Source organism: Streptomyces aureus (assembly GCF_001418135.1).
GTDB classification, from domain to species: Bacteria; Actinomycetota; Actinomycetes; order Streptomycetales; family Streptomycetaceae; genus Streptomyces; species Streptomyces aureus_A.
Genome location: NZ_LIPQ01000406.1, coordinates 1 through 2,246, shown reverse-complemented (window position 1 = coordinate 2,246; position 2,246 = coordinate 1). Strand labels below are relative to the sequence as shown.

General features: G+C 73.2%; 2 protein-coding genes. Both read left to right on the top strand.

The window, feature by feature from the left end; translation table 11 throughout:
* Window positions 1-221: 221 nt before the first annotated feature.
* Entirely contained in the window at window positions 222-1,478 is a 1,257-nt protein-coding gene (locus AOK00_RS29100) for an NAD(P)/FAD-dependent oxidoreductase (RefSeq protein WP_055603218.1), read from the top strand.
* On the top strand, window positions 1,475-2,245 hold the full coding sequence (locus tag AOK00_RS29095) for a DUF1365 domain-containing protein (RefSeq protein ID WP_254047548.1): 771 nt from the start codon (window positions 1,475-1,477) through the stop codon (window positions 2,243-2,245). The genes AOK00_RS29100 and AOK00_RS29095 overlap by 4 nt, the downstream gene beginning before the upstream one ends.
* The last annotated feature ends 1 nt before the right edge of the window (window position 2,246 follow it).

Here is a 2,246-nt window from a genome sequence, read left to right as displayed (position 1 = left end):
GTCATCACAGGGCCCCTCTCACAACGACGCACAAACGATGCGTCTTGAGGAACTTCCGCCATTCGCCGGAGCCTGTGGAGGTACAGAGCACCGCCCACCCGCCGCGGGCCGGAGGAATCGTGGAAACCCCCACCCATCCGAACGGACCACGGCACCGAACCACCCATGGGAACGCGCCGCACAGCCAGTGTGCGGACGCCCCGTGACGCGAGGGGGAACGAATGAACCGGCGAACCGTCGCGGTCGTCGGGTCGGGCGTGGCCGGCCTGACAGCCGCTCACGTGCTGTCGCGGACCTACGACGTGGTGCTCTACGAGGCGGACGCCCGGCTCGGCGGGCACGCGCACACCCATGAGCTGCCGACCCGGGAAGGCGGCACCGTCCGCGTGGACACCGGCTTCATCGTCCACAACGAGCGCACCTACCCGCACCTGCTCCGGCTCTTCCGCGAACTCGGCGTCGCCACCCAGGACGCCGAGATGAGCATGTCCGTCCGGTGCGACGGCTGCGGCCTCGCCTACGCGGGCGCGCGTGGCGCCCGCGGCCTGCTCGGCGGCGGCAACCTGCGCCGCGGCCGCCATCTGAGGATGCTCGCCGACGTACCGCGCTTCCACCGGGCGGCCCGCCGACTTCTCGCCGCCGCGGACGACAGCCAGACCTTCGGCGCGTTTCTGGCGCGCGGCGGGTTCTCGCCGTACTTCGTCGGCCACTTCGCCGTCCCGCTCGTCTCCGCCGTCTGGTCCTGCGCCCCCGACACCGCGCTCCTGTACCCGGCGGCATATCTCTTCCGGTTCCTCGACCACCACGGGCTCCTCTCCACCACCGGCTCGCCGCAGTGGCGGACCGTCACGGGAGGCTCCGGCGCGTACGTCGAGAAGGTGGCCAAGCACCTTGCCGCCGTCCGCACCGCCACCCCGGTCCGCGCGATCGAACGTGGCACGGAGCAGGTCCGCGTCACCACCGAGGACGGCGAGTCCGAGACCCACGCGGCCGTCGTCGTCGCCGTCCACCCCGACCAGGCCCTGCGGATGCTCGCCGACGCCACGCCCGACGAGCGGCGGGTCCTCGGCGCGTTCACGTACTCCCGCAACACCACCGTGCTGCACCGGGACACCAGCGTGCTGCCGGCCGGGCCGCATGCCCGGGCCTCCTGGAACTACTGGCTCCCGTCCTGCGACGCGCGTCCCGGGGCGGTCAAGGTCAGCTACGACATGAACCGGCTCCAGCGCCTCCCGGTGGACGAGCCGCACCTCGTGACCCTCAACGCGGACGGCCGCGTCGACGAGAGCACGGTGCTCGCCCGCATGGTGTACGAGCACCCCGTCTACACGTCCCGCTCCGTCGCCGCCCAGCGCGAACTGCCGGGCCTCGCCACGTCCGTGACCGCCTTCGCCGGCGCCTACCACGGCTGGGGGTTCCACGAGGACGGCTGCCGTTCCGGAGTCGAGGCGGCCCGCGCCCTGGGGGTGACCTGGTGACCAACGCCCGCGCCACACCCGCCGCGCCCACCTACCCGGTGACGCCGGCGCTCTACCCCAGCGAGGTCGCCCACACCCGCGTCCAGCCCGTGCGCCACGACCTGCGGCAGCGCACGTACCTGTGGCTGGTCGATCTCGACGCCCTGCCCCGGCTGCCCCGCCCCCTGCGCGTGCTCGCCCGCTTCGACGCCCGCGACCACTTCGGCGGCCGGGCACCCACCCTGCGCGCAGGCCTCGACGCCTACCTCGCGTCCCAGGGCGTACGGAACGCCGACGGACGGGTGCTGATGCTCGCCCACGCGCGCGTACTCGGCCATGTCTTCAACCCGCTCACCCTGTACTGGTGCCACGACCGGGCCGGCAGCCCCGTCTGCGTCGTCGCCGAAGTCCACAACACCTACGGCGGCCGGCACTGCTACCTCCTGCGGCCCGACGCCGCCGGACGCGCCGACGTCGCCAAGGACTTCTACGTCTCCCCGTTCTTCGACGTCGAAGGCTCCTACCGGATGCGGCTGCCGCTGCCCGGCGAGCGTCTCGACCTCACCGTCCAACTGCGGCACGGCGACGGGAGCCGGCCGCTGACCGCCACCGTCCGCGGCCACCGCCGGCCCGCCGGCACGCGCGGCCTGCTCACCGCGGCGCTGCGCCACCCGTGGTCCACCGCCGCCGTCAGCGCCGGCATCCGGTGGCACGGGATCCGCCTGTACCTCAAGGGACTTCCCGTCCGTCCCCGTCCTGTCCCTCGCACCCGGGAAGGCATGCTGTGAC

Excerpts from the sequence above, each read along its gene's own strand:
- AOK00_RS29100 (WP_055603218.1), top strand. The coding sequence starts at position 222 with ATGAACCGGCGAACCGTCGCGGTCGTCGGGTCGGGCGTGGCCGGCCTG.